Source organism: Paracoccus sp. PARArs4 (genome assembly GCF_947311865.1).
GTDB lineage: Bacteria > Pseudomonadota > Alphaproteobacteria > Rhodobacterales > Rhodobacteraceae > Paracoccus > Paracoccus zeaxanthinifaciens.
Genome location: NZ_CAMZMW010000018.1, coordinates 1 through 15,443, shown reverse-complemented (window position 1 = coordinate 15,443; position 15,443 = coordinate 1). Strand labels below are relative to the sequence as shown.

General features: G+C 62.3%; 15 protein-coding genes and 3 pseudogenes. 12 read left to right on the top strand and 6 right to left on the bottom strand.

What is annotated here, in order from left to right; genetic code table 11:
* Positions 1-57 precede the first annotated feature (57 nt).
* A complete protein-coding gene (locus QMZ16_RS13700) occupies positions 58-381 on the bottom strand; it encodes a PRC-barrel domain-containing protein (protein WP_235674136.1) in 324 nt (107 codons plus the stop codon).
* Positions 382-977: 596 nt separating this feature from the next.
* Between QMZ16_RS13700 and QMZ16_RS13695 the strand changes: the two are divergent.
* Positions 978-1,643, top strand: a pseudogene (locus QMZ16_RS13695) (IS3 family transposase); the annotation flags it as partial.
* Positions 1,644-1,732: 89 nt separating this feature from the next.
* Here QMZ16_RS13695 and QMZ16_RS13690 read toward each other — a convergent pair.
* The 4 genes and pseudogenes from QMZ16_RS13690 to QMZ16_RS13675 form a co-directional block, all read right to left on the bottom strand.
* A pseudogene (locus tag QMZ16_RS13690) lies at positions 1,733-2,024 on the bottom strand (IS3 family transposase); the annotation flags it as partial.
* A gap of 116 nt (positions 2,025-2,140) precedes the next feature.
* On the bottom strand, positions 2,141-3,172 hold the full coding sequence (cydB, locus tag QMZ16_RS13685) for a cytochrome d ubiquinol oxidase subunit II (protein WP_235674137.1): 1,032 nt from the start codon (positions 3,170-3,172) through the stop codon (positions 2,141-2,143).
* A gap of 5 nt (positions 3,173-3,177) precedes the next feature.
* Positions 3,178-4,626, bottom strand: coding sequence for a cytochrome ubiquinol oxidase subunit I (locus tag QMZ16_RS13680; RefSeq protein ID WP_235674138.1), 1,449 nt, complete (start codon positions 4,624-4,626; stop codon positions 3,178-3,180).
* 514 nt (positions 4,627-5,140) lie between these two features.
* Positions 5,141-5,773: a peroxiredoxin gene (locus QMZ16_RS13675; protein ID WP_235674139.1), complete on the bottom strand. Its 633-nt coding sequence runs from the start codon at positions 5,771-5,773 to the stop codon at positions 5,141-5,143.
* Between the two features lie 119 nt (positions 5,774-5,892).
* Here QMZ16_RS13675 and QMZ16_RS13670 point away from each other — a divergent pair, with 119 nt between their 5' ends.
* The 11 genes from QMZ16_RS13670 (at position 5,893) to QMZ16_RS13620 (ending at position 14,601) form a co-directional block, all read left to right on the top strand.
* Positions 5,893-6,363, top strand: a complete 471-nt coding sequence (locus QMZ16_RS13670; RefSeq protein WP_235674140.1) for an Rrf2 family transcriptional regulator — start codon at positions 5,893-5,895, stop codon at positions 6,361-6,363.
* Positions 6,360-7,025 (top strand): Crp/Fnr family transcriptional regulator, encoded by a 666-nt coding sequence (locus QMZ16_RS13665; RefSeq protein WP_235674141.1) that lies wholly within the window; start codon positions 6,360-6,362, stop codon positions 7,023-7,025. Before QMZ16_RS13670 ends, QMZ16_RS13665 begins: the two co-directional genes overlap by 4 nt.
* A 98-nt stretch (positions 7,026-7,123) precedes the next feature.
* Positions 7,124-7,339 carry a DUF2892 domain-containing protein gene (locus tag QMZ16_RS13660; RefSeq protein WP_235674142.1) on the top strand — a complete coding sequence of 72 codons (216 nt, stop codon included), beginning with the start codon at positions 7,124-7,126 and terminating at the stop codon, positions 7,337-7,339.
* 1 nt (position 7,340) lies between these two features.
* Positions 7,341-7,772, top strand: a complete 432-nt coding sequence (locus tag QMZ16_RS13655) for a YeeE/YedE thiosulfate transporter family protein (RefSeq protein ID WP_235674143.1) — start codon at positions 7,341-7,343, stop codon at positions 7,770-7,772.
* A 3-nt stretch (positions 7,773-7,775) separates the two neighbouring features.
* Complete coding sequence (locus tag QMZ16_RS13650) at positions 7,776-8,207, top strand: DUF6691 family protein (protein ID WP_235674144.1); 432 nt, start codon at positions 7,776-7,778, stop codon at positions 8,205-8,207.
* A 29-nt stretch (positions 8,208-8,236) separates the two neighbouring features.
* The gene (locus tag QMZ16_RS13645; protein ID WP_235674145.1) at positions 8,237-9,118 is read left to right on the top strand and encodes an MBL fold metallo-hydrolase; all 882 of its coding nucleotides are present in this window, start codon (positions 8,237-8,239) and stop codon (positions 9,116-9,118) included.
* A 28-nt stretch (positions 9,119-9,146) separates the two neighbouring features.
* The gene (locus QMZ16_RS13640) at positions 9,147-10,826 is read left to right on the top strand and encodes a bifunctional protein tyrosine phosphatase family protein/NAD(P)/FAD-dependent oxidoreductase (RefSeq protein ID WP_235674146.1); all 1,680 of its coding nucleotides are present in this window, start codon (positions 9,147-9,149) and stop codon (positions 10,824-10,826) included.
* A gap of 91 nt (positions 10,827-10,917) precedes the next feature.
* Entirely contained in the window at positions 10,918-12,657 is a 1,740-nt protein-coding gene (sulP, locus tag QMZ16_RS13635; RefSeq protein WP_235674147.1) for a sulfate permease, read from the top strand.
* Positions 12,654-13,577 carry an MBL fold metallo-hydrolase gene (locus tag QMZ16_RS13630; protein ID WP_235674148.1) on the top strand — a complete coding sequence of 308 codons (924 nt, stop codon included), beginning with the start codon at positions 12,654-12,656 and terminating at the stop codon, positions 13,575-13,577. The genes sulP and QMZ16_RS13630 overlap by 4 nt, the downstream gene beginning before the upstream one ends.
* Positions 13,578-13,579: 2 nt before the next feature.
* Positions 13,580-13,942, top strand: coding sequence for a rhodanese-like domain-containing protein (locus QMZ16_RS13625; RefSeq protein WP_235674149.1), 363 nt, complete (start codon positions 13,580-13,582; stop codon positions 13,940-13,942).
* Positions 13,939-14,601, top strand: coding sequence for a class I SAM-dependent methyltransferase (locus tag QMZ16_RS13620; protein ID WP_235674150.1), 663 nt, complete (start codon positions 13,939-13,941; stop codon positions 14,599-14,601). Before QMZ16_RS13625 ends, QMZ16_RS13620 begins: the two co-directional genes overlap by 4 nt.
* Before the next feature lie 94 nt (positions 14,602-14,695).
* On the opposite strand, the pseudogene QMZ16_RS13615 reads toward QMZ16_RS13620, so the two are convergent.
* Positions 14,696-14,824: pseudogene (locus QMZ16_RS13615) on the bottom strand (IS5/IS1182 family transposase); the annotation flags it as partial.
* Between the last annotated feature and the right edge of the window lie 619 nt (positions 14,825-15,443).

Sequence of the window (15,443 nt, the reverse complement as noted above, 5' to 3'; positions counted from 1 at the left end):
TGGCGGCGCGCGACCTGTGCGCGCCGCCGCATTACTGCTCTCCAAACGACGAGGCGATCAATCCTCCCATTTTGGAAGGGTTTTCAGCTCCTCCTCGGTCATCGAGGTGGTGAAGTCGCCGTTGTCGAAGGTAAGATCGTCAAGCGAGACAACAATGTCGTCGTCGCCCATATCCAGAAAACCTCCAGCTTCGACGACAGCTGCGACGGGCTCGCCGGAATCGTTGACCAAGATCTCCTCGATTTCACCGATTTTGTTGCCATCTGCACCCATGATGTCGGCATCGTCGATGCTGTGCAGGGAGGCCACGTCCATCGTCTGGGCCGATGCCGCGCCGGCCATAAGAATGAACGAAAGGGCGGGCAGGGTGATGTAGCGCATGATGCCTCCAATGTGTTGCAGTTCTCCCCAACAATGCTTGCCGATCCTTGAGGTTCCATTTGAAAGCTGGAAGGCGCTGCTGGATGGGACCCTCTGCTGGCAGGGTGCAGATAGTTCTGCCTTCAGCGGTAAGGAAAATTACGTGAAATCAGTGGGGCCTGTTCCGAATGTGGAGGCAGGCTTGCCTTTCCTGTCACAGAGGTCTGCCTCTGATGGGCAGCAGCCCAGTCTGTAGCCCGTGTCTCGCTCCGGTCCGACATGTCGTATTCTCCTTCCTGGCCCGCCAGTGGCGAAGCCATCGCTGCTTTTCACTTTGGATGACCTCATGTCATCCGAAGGGCAAAGCAGGGTGGGCGCAGTCTGACCTGCGGCCGGACGGTGATCTGACACACGGGGCCGGAGCGGTGAAATTGGGAGGGACCCGCGCCTTGGCTTGGGAGGAACCGAATTTTCTCCAGGGAGGCTGACGCGCAGCGGCACCGGAGCCCGTGTTCGGATCGCTGGCCGGATGGCAGGCGGAAAAACGGAATGAAACATCGTCAGCTGTGCCAGAGCGTAGCGGAGGCGCGGCTGTCCTCTGGATCAGCGATCGCTGAGTGCGCTACGGATATCGGCGCGCCCACGTCTTGTTGCCACGGGAGGGCTGGCAGATGAACATCAAGAAGACCCGAAGGATTTATGATGAGTTGGGTCTTCAGCTTCGGAACAAGAACCCGAAACGGCGGGTGAAGGCCAAGCTGCGCGATGATCGCCATGAGGCTGTCGGGCCGAATGATGTCTGGGCCATGGATTCTGTTCATGACCAACTCGCCCTGGGCAACAAACTGCGGATCCTGACGATCGTGGATACGCATTCCCGTTTCTGTCCAGCGGCCGACCCGCGCTTCACCTATCGCGGCGAGGATGTGGTTCGGACACTGGAACGGGTCTGTGCCGAGGTCGGCTATCCCAGAACGATCCGGGTCGATAATGGCAGCGAGTTCATCTCGCGCGACCTCGACCTGTGGGGTTAAGCCAACGATGTCCCCCTGGACTTCTCGCGCCCTGAAAAGCCGACGGACAACGACTTCATCGAAGCGTTTAACAGCAAGCTTCGGTCCGAATGCCTGAACGCCCACTGGTTCATGAGCCTTGCGGACGCGTAGGAAGAAACGGAGAACGGGCGCAGACACCACAACGAGGACCGACCCCACAGCGCGATCGGATATAACGTCCCGATCGCCCTGCATTATCCAGGCGGCGCAACCAGCCCGTCGCTATGAGCAAGCCGGAAAACTCCAGCGGCCGGCGGTCCAGGCTTGGGGAGCAGCGCACGGCGTTCGCTATCGTCACTCGGACCAGTGGCATTCCATGGCTCACTTCGCAGGTTCAGTTCCAGCTCGCAGTAAGTAGATCCGGTGGGCCCGCTTGTGGTTCCAGTCATACCCTTTGACGTTCCGCAGATGCAGGAAACACAGGCCTATGACCCATGTCTTGTGGACGTTGGTCAGCCCCACCAGCAGATCGGCGATCATCTCGTTGTCTTCGTCGCGCGTCGGGCTGTAGCGGAAACAGGTCTCGCTGACGGCAAATGCCCGGCAGGCTAGCGCGATGCTGACCCTCTTCGTCGCCACCGCGTTCACGACGAGCTCGTGGCGCTGAGCCGCCCATCATGATATTGCAAGGCGGATCACGAGGGCGACCACGGCGAGGGCACTGACGCTGGCAACCCACAATCCGATGAACCAGAGCCAGCGCGCGTATCGGGATCGGCTGGCCATCAATGGTACCCCTCCTCGGGATCGACCTTCCCCCGGAAGACCCAGTAGGCATAGGCAGTGTAGGCAAGGATGATGGGGATCAGGACTCCCGCGCCGACGATCATGAAAAGCTGGCTCTTGTAAGGGGCGGCGGCCTCCCACAGCGTGATCTCGGTCGGCACGATATAGGGGAACATGCAGATGCCGAGGCCGACGAAGCAAAGACCGAACATCGCGAGCGCGAGCAGGAAGGGCCAATAGTCGTGGCGATGCACGCGCAGGGCCCGGAACAGGAGGAGCGCGAGGCCGAGGACCGCGGCGCCCACCAGAAGGGCCAGCAGGATGCGGGTGCCGGCGAACCAGCGCACGAAATATCCCTCTTGCAGGAAAGGAGTCCAAAGGCTGACAACGCCGATGAATGCCACCGTTACGATGCCCAGGATCAAGGCGCGGCTGCGCATGCGGTCCTGAAGCTCGCCTTCAGTCTTCATGATGAGCCAAGTCGCCCCGAGAAGCATGTAGCCGACCATGACGGCCACGCCCACCGTCACCGAGAAGGGCGTCAGCCAGTCCCACCAGCCGCCGGCATAGGCACGAGCGGCCTTGTCGATCGTGATGCCCTGCAGCAGCCCGCCAAGCGCAATGCCCTGGCTGAGCGCGGCCACCGCCGAGCCGCCGATGAAGGCGATGTCCCAGACACCGCGCCAACGCTCGGTGCGCCAGCGAAACTCGAATGCGACCCCCCTGAAGATGAGGGCCAGCAGCATTGCTATGATCGGCACATAAAGAGCTGGAAGGATAAGGGCGTAAGCCAAGGGGAAAGCCGCGAAAAGGCCGCCGCCTCCAAGGACGAGCCAGGTCTCGTTTCCGTCCCAGACAGGGGCGACAGAGTTCATCATCACGTCGCGGTGGCGCCGCTCGGGCTCCACGGCAAAAAGCATTCCGAGCCCCAGATCGAACCCATCGAGAACCACGTAGATGAACACGGCGAGGGCGATCAGGAAGCCCCAGGCGAAGGTGAGGTCGAATGCGACCCCTTCTGCGATCGGCATTGTTCTCACTCTCCCGGATGGGCGGCGTCCGGGCGCCGCATGGTTTCCTCGATGGCCGGCGTGATGCCGGCCGTGCGGATGGGTCCCTTGGTGACGTCCTTCAGGCGCGGTTCGTCGAAGACCGGCGGGCGGCTCATCAGTCGCAGGATGTAGAATGTGCCTGCGCCGAACACGGCGAAATAGACTACGATGAAGGCGACGAGCGAGGTGCCGACGGCGGCCGCGTCTAGCGGCGCCGCGCTCTCGGACGTGCGCAGCATCCCGTAGACCGTATAAGGCTGGCGCCCGACCTCGGTGGTGATCCATCCGGCAAGCACGGCGATCAACCCCGAGGGCGCCATGGCCAGGGCGGCGCGGTGCAGCCACGGCATCTCGAAGAGCCGTCCCTTCCACCGGGCATAGAGCGACCAGGCCCCGAGCCCCAACATGGCGAAGCCCAGGGCGACCATGACACGGAAGGACCAAAAGACGATGCCCACGGGTGGCTGCTCGTCGTCGGGGATCGTGTCGAGCCCAGCCAGCGGGGCATTGAGATCGTGCTTGAGGATCAACGAGGACAGCTTCGGAATGCCGACCGCGTAGTCGAGAGTCTGCGTTTCGTCATTGGGTATCCCGAACAGATAGAGCGGCGCGCCCTCCGGGTGACTCTCGTAATGGCCCTCCATGGCCATGACCTTGGCGGGCTGGTGTTCCAGCGTGTTGATCCCGTGGAGATCCCCGAGGAAGATTTGGATCGGCGCCACGATGGCTGCCATCCACATCGCCATGGAGAACATGGTTCTGGTCGCTTCCGACGGCGTCTCGCCCCGCCGACGGCGGCGCAGCAGGTGGAAGGCCGCGACCCCGCCCACGATGAACGCGGTCGTCAAATAGGCAGCCGTCACCGTATGCATGAGACGATAGGGGAACGAGGGGTTGAAGATGATTTCCCAGAAGTTCTCCGGCAGGAACTGGCCCGTATCCGGGTCAATGGAGAAGCCCGCGGGCGTCTGCATCCAGCTGTTCACGCTGAGGATCCAAAAGGCCGAGAAGAACGTGCCGAGCGCGACCATCGCGGTGGCGACCATGTGCAGCGTGGGCCCCACCTTCTCGCGGCCGAAAAGCATGATCCCGAGGAAGCCCGCTTCCAGGAAGAAGGCCGAGAGTACCTCGTAGGCCATCGGCGCGCCGATGACCGGTCCGGCCTTGTCGGAGAACACCGACCAGTTGGTGCCGAACTGGTAGGACATCACGATCCCCGACACGACGCCCATGGCAAAGGCCAGCGCGAATATCTTCACCCAGTAGCGGAAGAGATCGAGATACTTGTGGTCCTTCGTCCAGAGCCACAGCCCATTGAGCACCGCAAGGTAGCTCGCCAGTCCGATGGTGAAAGCCGGGAAAAGGAAGTGGAAGCTGACCGTGAAGGCGAACTGGATGCGGGCCAAGAGCACTGCGTCGAAGGAGGCAAGCATGAGGAGGTCTCCGGGGTTGCGGTATAACGGGCGGTGACGCCGCCCGTCGGGTGCGGCTTGGAAGGACAAGGTCGCGCGTTCGGTGTCAGCAGGCGCGTGGCCATCGCGACCGGGTCAGCGGGGCTGATCTCGTCGAGCAATATAGTGAAGTCTGCGCCCTTGTTCAGCAAGTGGATCGCGCAGACGTCGTCCGGGGTTCCGCTCTCGACGATTTGCCGCATCGGTCCGTCGGGGCTCATGCCTCGCGGTTCCTGCGGGGCGGTCGCCGATGCAGAGGCGTCGTTCAGGGCCGGATCGCAGGCGGGACCGCGAAGCAGGATATAGGCGGAGGCACCTTGAGGAACCGCCTGAATGGTCGGGACCATACCCATCAGCCGGGTTTGTAAGTCCCCTGAAGCAAGAACCGTCACTAATCGCGGCGTGTCCTGCACCTGCGCGGTTCCGGCAAGTCCTGGAACGGCCAGCGCCGCCAATGCAATGCGTCCCGTTGCCCATCTTCACGATCTAATACAGATCAGTCCTGCACGCGCGTCGTGCGCAGGTACGGGCGAAGCGTCGTCCAACCCTGCGGGAACAGACCCTTCGCCGCGATATCGTCGATCGAGGACGGGATGATGACCTCGTCGCCGGGTCGCCAGTCGGCAGGCGTGGCAATCTGGTGCCTGTCCGCGGCCTGAAGGGCATCGATCGTGCGCAGGATCTCGTCGAAGTTGCGTCCCACGCTCATCGGATAGGTCATCGTCAGGCGTAGCTTCTTCTTGCCGTCGATGATGAAGACAGAACGTACGGCAGCCGTTTCGGACTGGGCGGGATGGATCATGTCATAGAGGCCCGCGATCTTCAGGTCCGGGTCGGCGACAATCGGGAACCGCAGCGTCGTGTGCTGGGTATCGTTCACGTCGTCGATCCACTTCAGATGCTCGTCGACGGAATCGGTGCTGAGCCCGATGGGCTTGACGCCACGCTTCTCGAATTCGGCACTAAGCTGCGAAGTCCGGCCCATCTCGGTGGTGCAGACCGGGGTGAAATCGGCCGGATGGCTGAAGAAGAAAGCCCAGTCATCGCCGATCCAGTCGTGAAACGAAATCGGACCAAGCGTCGTGTCGGCGGTGAAATCCGGGACGATATCTCCAAGAAGCAGCGGCATGATGGTTCCTTTCCGTGGTTTGCCCCCGGCTATCGTGCCGCGCCATGCGCTTCAGTGACATTGTCACCCAGCTTGCAAAAAAGTTATACGGCAAGTAGAACTTCCACCGGGAGACATGGATGAAGCTCACGGCATACTCGAACTATGCGCTCAGGACGCTTCAGCTTGCGGCGCTCAGGTCGCCCGACCTTGTCCGCGTGGATGACGTGGTCAGGGTGCATGGGTTGGCCCGCCCACATATCGTGAAGATCGTGCACGAACTGGGACAGGCTGGACTTGTGGAAACAAGGCGGGGCAGAGGCGGCGGATTCAGGCTGGCACGTCCTGCCGAGGAGATCGTCGTGGGGGATGTCATCCGGTTGACCGAAGGGCCGCTTGATGTGGTCGAATGCTTCAACCCCGAGAAAAACACCTGTCCGTTGATCGGCATCTGCAAGCTGTCGCGGGCATTGAAAGAGGCGACAATGGCGTTCATGGCGGTGCTCGACGACCTGACGCTGGCGGATGTCGCGTCGAACAAAAGCGAACTGTTGTCCCGCATCACACCGATCGAAGAGGGCATCGTCTGGCCATCGCGGAGGGTACGATGAGGATCGGAGACTGGACGGAACGGTTTCAGGGGACCCGAGCACTGCCGCGCGCCGTGCGGGATCGGCTGCTCAAGGTGGCGCAGATTCGCAATTACCCGAAGGGCCAGGAAGTATTCGGTCCGCGCAACATTCCCGACAGCCTGTTATTCCTGCTGGAGGGGACGATCCGCGTTTCGCAGACGTCCGAGAACGGACGCGACATCGTGCTGTACCGCGTCGATGCGGGCGAAAGCTGTGTTCTGACGACAGCCTGCATGCTGGCGGAAGAGGCTTACAACGCCGAGGGTCTGGCCGAGACCGCGATCAGCGTCGTCGTCCTTCCAAGGCCCGCCTTCGACGCCCTCGTCGCTGACGAGGCGGCCTTTCGCAATTTCGTGTTCGCAGCCTATTCGCGGCGGCTGATCGACCTTCTGCGCGTCGTGGACGATGTCGCATTCGGCCGGATCGACGTTCGGCTGGCCGAGCGTCTTCTGACCTTGGTGGGCGGCGACAGGGAAATCGCGGCGACCCATGCGCAGATCGCAAGCGAACTGGGAACGGCGCGCGAAGTCGTCTCGCGCGTGCTGCACGATTTCCAGAAGCGCGGCTTCATCGCCCAATCGCGGGGTCGGATAGAGATCACCGACAAACCGGCCCTGCGGGCACTTGCCGACAGCGACTAGCAAAACGACCGAGGAAAATCGGCGCTCGGTGACAATATCACTGAAGCGATGCCTCCAAACTTATATGTCATGGTAAGCTTTGAAGTTCGGAGGACGCCATGACGACCAATGTCGGAACCCTCGACCGTATCCTGCGCGCCGCGCTTGGGCTGGTCCTGCTCTATCTCGCCTTTCTCAGCGGCCTGCCGTTCTTTGGCGAAGCATCGTTCAAGTATGGTGCGGCCGTCATCGGCATCGTCATGCTTGCGACGTCGCTGATGAAGATGTGCCCGCTCTATTCGGTGCTCGGCCTCAAGACATGCCGCGAGTGCTGAGATGGAAACTGTGTTCACTCCGGTCGCATCCTTCGGCGGCGGCCTGCTGATCGGCCTCGGCGCGGTTCTTCTGATGCTCGGGCTTGGCCGGATCTTCGGCGCGACGGGCATCCTGTCGGGCGCTATCTTTGCGGAAAGCCGCGAGGAGCTGAGTTGGCGGCTTGCCCTGATCGCCGGAATGATCCTCGCACCCGTGCTGATCTTTGCCGTGACAGGTGCGATGCCTGCGCTGACGGTTCCGGTCAGCCCGGCGATGATCGCCGTTGGTGGCGTCATCGTGGGGCTGGGTGCCAGCCTTGGATCCGGCTGCACATCGGGGCATGGGGTCTGCGGGCTGTCGCGCATGTCGATCCGGTCGCTGGTCGCCGTGCCGACTTTCATGGCGACGGCCGCCATCACCGTCTTTTTTGTCCGTCACGTGTTCGGAGGCTGATCCATGAAGCTTGTCCTTGCACTTTTCGCGGGTGTCGTCTTTGGCGCCGGCATCGCCCTTTCGGGCATGATGGACCCGGCGAAGGTTCTCAACTTCTTCGATCTGGCGGGCAGCTGGGACCCGAGCTTGGCCTTCGTCATGGGCGGGGCGCTGATCGTGGCGTCGATCGGGTACCGCCTGGTCTGGCGGCGCAAGGCTCCGCTTTTCGGCGGACGCTTCCAGGTGCCCACCGGAACCGACATCGACATGAAGCTTGTCGGTGGGTCGGCCTTGTTCGGGATCGGCTGGGGCATCGCCGGCTTCTGTCCCGGCGCGGCCATTCCGGCCCTGGGAACGGGACGTTGGGAAGTCGCCCTGTTCCTGGCCTCCGTGATCCTCGGCTTCTGGCTGCGCCGTATGCTGGCACCACTCGGACGACCGCGCGTCACATCCTGATCCACCGCACCATTCCAGGAGAGAACACCATGACATACCCCGTGGACATGACCATCAAACCCGAGGTCCAAGCCTTCTTCGACGACGCCACGAACACGATCAGCTACATCGTGAAGGACCCGACGTCCGACGCCTGCGCCATCGTCGATAGCGTCATGGACATCGACTATGCCGCCGGTCGCATCACCTACGACCATGCGGACGAACTGATCCGGCAGGTGCAGTCGCAAGGGCTGAAGCTGGAATGGATCATCGAGACCCACGTCCACGCCGATCACCTGTCGGCAGCCCCCTACATCCAGCAGAAGCTGGGTGGCCGAATCGGCATCGGATCGAAGATCATGGTCGTGCAGGAGACCTTCGGAAAGGTGTTCAACGAGGGCACCGAGTTTCAGCGCGATGGCAGTCAGTTCGACCGGCTGTTCGAGGATGGCGACCGCTACATGATCGGCAATCTGCCGGCATTCGCCATCTACACGCCCGGCCACACCCCGGCCTGCATGGTGCATGTGATGGGCAACGCGGCTTTCGTGGGCGACACGCTGTTCATGCCCGACGGCGGCTCGGCGCGGGCCGATTTTCCGGGCGGCGATGCGGCGACGCTTTACGACTCGATCCAGAAGGTCCTGTCGCTGCCGGACGAGATGCGGCTGTTCATGTGCCACGACTATGGGCCCAACGGGCGCGACATCCAGTGGGAGACCACCGTCGGAGACGAGAAGGCCCACAACATCCATGTCGGCGGTGGCAAGACGAAGGAGGAGTTCGTCAAGTTCCGCACCGAACGCGACGCGACCCTGGCAATGCCCAAACTCATCATTCCGTCGCTGCAGGTGAACATGCGCGCGGGCGAGGTGCCCACCGACAAGGACGGCAACCCGGTGCTCAAGGTGCCCCTCAACGGCCTGTGATCCGGACTGAAATGGGAGGAATGCGACGATGGAACTGAACAGGATTTCGCCGAAAGTGACGGTGTCCCCGCAGATCGCAGCCACGGACATGGCCGCGATCAAGGCGGCAGGCTATCGCACGATCATCTGCAATCGCCCCGATGGGGAAGGCGCGGATCAACCGAGCTTCGAAGAGATCGAGGCGGCCGCCAGGGCCGAGGGGATCGAGGCACGCTATGTCCCGGTCGAATCGGGAATGGTCTCGGACCAGGACGTCGCCGCTTTCAGTCAGGCGCTGGCCGAGGTGCAACGCCCGGTGCTGGCCTATTGCCGGACCGGCACGCGCTCGGCGACCCTGTGGTCGCTTCACGAGGCGCAGAAGCGGCCCGTCTCCGAAATCCTCGCCATGACCAAGGCGGCAGGCTATGACATGAGCGGTGTCGCGCGCCGCGTTGCCAACGGCGGCAAGACCCCGACCGACAGCGGCGATGCGCACTATCAGGTGGTCATCGTCGGCGCGGGTGCCGGTGGCATCGCGGTCGCAGCCAGCCTGAAGTCGCGTAAGCCTGATCTCGAGATCGCGATCATCGACCCCGCCGAGATCCACTATTACCAGCCCGGCTGGACGATGGTCGGCGGTGGCATCTTCGAGGCACGGGAAACCGCCCGGACAATGGGCAGCCTGATCCCGAAAGGGGTCAAGTGGATCAAGGCCGCCGTCGCGGCCTTCGAGCCGCAGAACGACGCGGTCATCCTCGATGGGTGTCGCGTCGTGAAATATGACCGCCTTGTCGTCTGTCCCGGTCTGAAGCTCGACTGGGGCAAGGTCGAAGGCCTGGTTGATACGCTCGGCCGGAACGGGGTGACCTCGAATTATCGCTATGACCTAGCACCTTATACTTGGCAACTGGTGCAGGAAATGCGCGGCGGCACCGCGCTGTTTACCCAGCCGCCGATGCCGATCAAATGTGCGGGCGCGCCGCAGAAGGCGATGTATCTCTCGGCCGATCACTGGCATCGGTCCGGTCGTCTCAAGGACATCGACATCCACTTCTGCAACGCGGGCGGCGTGCTGTTCGGCGTGAAGGACTACGTCCCGGCACTAATGGAATACGTGAAGAAATACGACGCCACGCTCGACTTCTTCCACAATCTCGTGGCGGTCGACGGGCCGGCGAAGACGGCCACCTTCGAGGTCAAGGAACCCGAACAGGAACCGCGGCGCGTCGAGATGGCATTCGACATGATGCATGTCTGCCCGCCGCAGACAGCGCCGGACTTCATTCGCGTCTCGCCGCTGGCCGATCCGGCGGGCTGGGTCGACGTCGACCAGGCGACGCTGCGCCACAAGGGCTTCGACAACATCTGGGCCCTTGGCGACGTGATGAACGCACCCAATGCCAAGACCGCGGCGGCGGCGCGGAAACAGGCGCCCACAGTGGCAGAGAATATCGTCGCCGACATCGCTGGATGCTCGGCCGTGGCGCAATACGACGGCTATGGCTCGTGTCCCCTGACGGTCGAGCGCGGCAAGATCGTGCTTGCCGAGTTCGGCTATGGAGGGGCGTTGAAACCTAGCTTCCCGGCCTTCCTGATCGACGGAACGAAGCCGAGCCGCGCCGCGTGGTTCCTGAAGGAAAAGATGCTACCGCCGATCTACTGGCAGGCGATGCTTCGGGGCCGCGAATGGATGGCAAAGCCCGAAAAATTTGAAGCCGCCGCCGAATGACCGATCGGCGCGCAGGCAACTGCTTTCGCCGACCGCGCGTCCGCGAGCGGGGCGTACAGGCGCGCCCCGCCCATGATTTCAAGGGAACGCCATGAAGCCAAGATTTGCCCGTTATCTGCCGATCCTCACATGGGGACGGCAGTATGATCGATCCGCGCTGACGAACGACCTTGTCGCGGCGGTGATCGTGACGATCATGCTGATCCCGCAGTCGCTCGCCTACGCGATGTTGGCGGGCCTGCCGCCCGAGGCAGGGATCTACGCCTCGATCGCGCCGATCCTGCTTTATGCGATCTTCGGCACGTCCCGCGCGCTGGCGGTGGGCCCCGTGGCGGTGATCTCGCTTCTGACAGCATCGGCCGTGGGTCAGGTCGCCGAGCAGGGGACGGCGGGCTATGCCGTCGCCGCGCTGACGCTCGCGGGGCTGTCCGGGGGGTTCCTGTTGCTGCTAGGCGTCTTCCGCCTGGGGTTTCTGGCCAATTTCCTGAGCCATCCGGTGATCGCAGGGTTCATCACCGCCTCGGGCATCCTGATCGCGACGAGCCAGCTCAAGCATATCCTTGGGGTCGAAGCGGGCGGCCATACGCTGATCGAGATGATCGGTGCGCTTGCCTCCAATCTGGGGCAGGTCAATCCGATAACGGTGGTCATAGGCGTGACGGCAACGGCATTTCTGTTCTGGGTGCGCAAGGGACTGAAGCCGCTTCTGCGCAGGATGGGGGCAGGGCCGCTGCTGGCGGACATCGTCACCAAGGCCGGACCTGTCGCGGCGGTCGTTGCGACGACGCTTGCGGTATGGGCCTTCGATCTTGACAGCCGCGGCGTCTCCATCGTTGGCGAGGTGCCGCAGGCCCTGCCGCCGCTGACCCTTCCGGGTTTCGCGCCGGACCTGATCCGCCAATTGGCGATCCCGGCAATCCTGATCTCCATCATCGGCTTTGTGGAATCCATTTCCGTGGCGCAGACGCTTGCCGCGAAGAAGCGTCAGCGCATCGACCCGAACCAGGAGCTCATCGGCCTTGGCGCTGCCAATCTCGGCGCGGCCTTCACCGGCGGCTATCCTGTCACCGGCGGTTTCGCGCGCTCGGTCGTGAATTTCGACGCGGGCGCCGAGACACCCGCGGCAGGCGCCTTCACGGCCATCGGCCTTGCCATTGCCGCGCTCGCGCTGACGCCGCTGGTCTATTACCTGCCGAACGCGACGCTGGCCGCGACCATTGTCGTCGCCGTTCTCAGCCTTGTCGATTTCTCGATCCTGAAGAAAACGTGGTCCTACTCGCGCGCCGACTTCACCGCGGTCGCGGCCACGATCCTTCTGACCCTGACACTGGGCGTCGAGATCGGCATCGCTTTCGGCGTGGGTCTGTCCATCGCGCTGCATCTCTACAAGACGTCGAAGCCGCATGTCGCCGAGGTCGGACTTGTTCCCGGCACCAACCATTTCCGCAACATCAACCGGCACGACGTAAAGACCGATCCCGCGATACTGGCGCTGCGCGTGGACGAGAGCCTCTATTTCGTGAACGCCCGCTTCCTCGAGGATCTAATCCAGGACCGCGTGGTCGACGGGGCCACGCTGCGTCACGTCATCCTCATGTGCTCGGCGGTGAACGAGATCGACTACTCGGCGTTGGAGAGCCTGGAGGCGATCAACCACAGACTCATGGATCTGGGCGTCGGGCTGCATCTTTCGGAAGTGAAGGGGCCGGTCATGGACCGTCTCGAATGCTCGCATTTCCTCGATCAGCTCAACGGACGCGTGTTCCTGTCCCAGTATGATGCCTGGAAGTCCCTCGCCGAAATGGCCGATCCGGCCAGAGCCGCAGAATGACCGAAGATGGAAAGGACAGCATGACAATCCCGTATTCGATAAGTTCATCCCGTGGACCCGGAAGCCCGGATGTCGTCGGATTTTACGACAAGGCTTCGGGAAGCTGCCAATATATCTGCATTGACCCTGCGACGAAGAAATGCGCGCTGATCGACGTTGTTCTCGACTTCGACCCGGCGCGCGCCGGCACCTCGACCAAATCTGCCGACTGGGCGCTTGACTGGATTGGTCGCGAGGGTCTGACGCTTGAATGGATCCTCGACACCCACCCCCATGCCGACCACCTGATGGCCGCGGCGTATCTCAAATGGAAGACCGGCGCGCCGAATGCCATAGGCGAGAAGGTTCGGGAGATCGCGGGGCTTTGGCGCGACTTCTACAACACGCCAGACGCATTCGACCCCGAGGCCGATTTCGACCGGCTTCTTGCCGAGGGCGACACGTTTCGCATCGGCGATCTTGATGTGCGCGTGATGCTCTCGCCAGGACATACACTGGGATCGATCACTTACGTGGTCGGCGATGCCGTCTTCGCGCATGACACGTTCATGCAGCCCGACAGCGGCACGGCGCGCGCAGACTTCCCCGGCGGATCGGCGGCCATGCTCTACGACTCGCTGATGGCGATCCTGGCGCTGCCCGACGAGTTTCGGATCTTCATCGGACACGACTACGGTGCGGAAGGCCGCGACGAGCCGGCGTGGGAAAGCACGGTGGCAGAGCAGAAAGCCTCGAACAAGCATCTGGGCGGCGGCGTCGAAAAGGACGCCTATGTGAAGGTGCGCGAGGAACGCGATGCGACGCTCAACCTGCCCGACAGGATGCTCCACGCGCTTCAGGTCAACCTGCGAGGCGGTCGCTTGCCGGAACCGGAAGCCGATGGAAACAGCTACTTCAAGATACCGGCAAACAGGTTCTGATAATGGCACAACTCGAAAACTGGACTCCCGAACAGGTAAAGGCGGCGCTCGACGCGCAGGAAATCGTGTTGATCGATGTGCGCACCCCGCCCGAATACATGATGGAACATATCGACGGGGCGCTGTTGATGCCCATGGCGTTCTTCCGTCCCGAGGCACTGCCCACACAGGACGGCAAGCGTATCGTCCTGCACTGCGGCTCGGGCGTGCGGTCCGGCAAGATGGCCGAGATTGCCCTGAAAGCTGGACTGTCGCCGCTTGCGCATATGGAGGGCGGCTTCGGCGCATGGAAGCAGGCCGGTCTGCCCTACACCGGCACCGACATGGCCTCGGGCGCGCCAAAGGCCATGAAAGCGGATTCATGAACTGGGATGAACGTTTTGCCGGAGAGGAATACCTCTTCGGCACCGCACCTGCGCGCTTTCTTGAGAAACAGGTGCACCGGCTTCCTCCGGGCTCCGAAGTCCTCGTCGTGGCGGATGGCGAAGGCCGCAATTCAGTCTGGCTGGCCGAGTTGGGACATACAGTGAATGCGTGGGACAGTTCGGCGGTCGCGATCAAGAAGGCACGCAGAGTTGCGCGCACTCGCGATGTCGATGTGACGTTTTCGATCCAGAACGCCGCCGAGTATCCGTGGCCGAAGGCGCGCTTCGACGCGGTGATAGGCATTTTCATCCAGTTCGCACCCCCAAAGCTGCGCGACGAAATACTTGCCGGGATGATGCGGGCGGCCCGGCCTGGCGGTCTTGTCATGCTTCACGGCTATACCGTCGAGCAGTTGAAATACGGCACGGGGGGCCCTTCCGTCGCGGAGAACCTTTACACCGAGGCGTTTCTGCGAAACCGCTTCGCCGGAACCGACATCGTGTATATCGAGAGCTATGAGGAGAACCTTTCTGAAGGTACCGCGCATGTCGGACGTTCTGCGCTGATCGACTTGGTGGCGCGGGTGAGGGTGCAAGGGGAAGAAACTCAACCATACGAACCAAGGAGAGCAGTTGCACTACCAACAAGTGCCGTCTAGGGCGCCCCGGAGGTGAAGAGAGTTGGATGTCAGGCCCATCCCCTCCGCCAATTTCAAACGTTCGCGCGCAGAAGAACGCCAGCGAATGCCGATGTCATGTTGACACATGACGCAGCCAGAGCCGGATCGATGTGCTGTCGATGAAGGCCAGGAAGCTCTCGGCAGTCTTGTCGTAGCGGATGGCGACACGCAGGGCGTTCTTCAAGTTGTTGAAGCACCGTTCAGCATTAACGGGGGCTTTGTCGATATCCACGATTTAGCGGGCACGATCGGAATTTGGATCCAGTGCGAAGTGTGCGCGCCCCTGCATCAGCTGATAGGATCCCGTATCGCCGAATGTCTGCTCGTCGTAGGCGGCTGTGCGTTTAAGTAAACGGCCAACTCCGCACGCCGGAATACCCTCGTGCATCGGCAGTCCATGGGAAGCGAAGTTAGCCGGTGGCCGCTCCAAGCGACTGGCTCGGTGCGATGAAGCTCGCCGACATGAGCCGCCAGTTCAGCAAGCGTAATGTGTGCCGCCTTGAACCGATTGATTGAGACTCGGCAAACGTAGCGTCGCATTCGATCAGTTGCGGGATCTTTCGCATCTTTGCCATCCAGTAGTCCCATCCTCAGCAAAGCGTTTACTGTACGGCGGTTTACACCCATCAAATCGGCTGCCTGCGCCGATGTTACGGTAGTGCCCAGGTCTCCAGCCAAGACGGCTCGCAACTCTTGCAGCGATATCTTGAAGCTCCGAAAGCCTGCCGTGTTGGCCGGCATCCCTGAGAACGGCGGTGAGAAAGTCGACCACGGTAGCGTCGGGATGAGCCCGCTGCGGGCGGCGTAAAAGTCGTCCACCT

Coding starts and splice junctions, on each gene's coding strand:
- QMZ16_RS13700 (WP_235674136.1), bottom strand. CDS start 381: ATGCGCTACATCACCCTGCCCGCCCTTTCGTTCATTCTTATGGCCGGC.
- cydB (WP_235674137.1), bottom strand. CDS start 3,172: ATGCCGATCGCAGAAGGGGTCGCATTCGACCTCACCTTCGCCTGGGGC.
- QMZ16_RS13680 (WP_235674138.1), bottom strand. CDS start 4,626: ATGCTTGCCTCCTTCGACGCAGTGCTCTTGGCCCGCATCCAGTTCGCC.
- QMZ16_RS13675 (WP_235674139.1), bottom strand. CDS start 5,773: ATGCCGCTGCTTCTTGGAGATATCGTCCCGGATTTCACCGCCGACACG.
- QMZ16_RS13670 (WP_235674140.1), top strand. CDS start 5,893: ATGAAGCTCACGGCATACTCGAACTATGCGCTCAGGACGCTTCAGCTT.
- QMZ16_RS13665 (WP_235674141.1), top strand. CDS start 6,360: ATGAGGATCGGAGACTGGACGGAACGGTTTCAGGGGACCCGAGCACTG.
- QMZ16_RS13660 (WP_235674142.1), top strand. CDS start 7,124: ATGACGACCAATGTCGGAACCCTCGACCGTATCCTGCGCGCCGCGCTT.
- QMZ16_RS13655 (WP_235674143.1), top strand. CDS start 7,341: ATGGAAACTGTGTTCACTCCGGTCGCATCCTTCGGCGGCGGCCTGCTG.
- QMZ16_RS13650 (WP_235674144.1), top strand. CDS start 7,776: ATGAAGCTTGTCCTTGCACTTTTCGCGGGTGTCGTCTTTGGCGCCGGC.
- QMZ16_RS13645 (WP_235674145.1), top strand. CDS start 8,237: ATGACATACCCCGTGGACATGACCATCAAACCCGAGGTCCAAGCCTTC.
- QMZ16_RS13640 (WP_235674146.1), top strand. CDS start 9,147: ATGGAACTGAACAGGATTTCGCCGAAAGTGACGGTGTCCCCGCAGATC.
- sulP (WP_235674147.1), top strand. CDS start 10,918: ATGAAGCCAAGATTTGCCCGTTATCTGCCGATCCTCACATGGGGACGG.
- QMZ16_RS13630 (WP_235674148.1), top strand. CDS start 12,654: ATGACCGAAGATGGAAAGGACAGCATGACAATCCCGTATTCGATAAGT.
- QMZ16_RS13625 (WP_235674149.1), top strand. CDS start 13,580: ATGGCACAACTCGAAAACTGGACTCCCGAACAGGTAAAGGCGGCGCTC.
- QMZ16_RS13620 (WP_235674150.1), top strand. CDS start 13,939: ATGAACTGGGATGAACGTTTTGCCGGAGAGGAATACCTCTTCGGCACC.